This window comes from Priestia sp. SIMBA_032, assembly GCF_046535215.1.
Taxonomy (GTDB): domain Bacteria; phylum Bacillota; class Bacilli; order Bacillales; family Bacillaceae_H; genus Priestia; species Priestia aryabhattai.
Genome location: NZ_JAWRXD010001629.1, coordinates 1 through 233, shown reverse-complemented (window position 1 = coordinate 233; position 233 = coordinate 1). Strand labels below are relative to the sequence as shown.

The window sequence follows — 233 nt, the reverse complement described above, 5'->3', positions numbered from 1 at the left end:
CAATTGTTTTACCGTAATGACGATCGGAGTATAAAAGCGCTAAATCATGACGCTCATTTTCTCCCATAAAGCTAACGAAACGAGTTTTTGTAGCGACAGTGTCGTCGTACAGAAAGAAACGTTCTTCCATACACATGGCTCCTTTATTAAATATCTAAGTTTAAGTGTGGTTTATGATCTAAATGGTGATGCGTTTTAATGAATCGTACTGTTCTTGTTTTGTAACGCATTAC

The 233-nt window shown here is 36.5% G+C and carries 1 protein-coding gene; it reads right to left on the bottom strand.

Annotation, left to right across the window (positions count from 1 at the left end):
- Positions 1 to 130, bottom strand: a 130-nt coding sequence (locus tag SB717_RS39800; protein ID WP_410908869.1) for an SAV0927 family protein, incomplete at its 3' end; no start/stop codon positions are given.
- Positions 131 to 233: the final 103 nt, after the last annotated feature.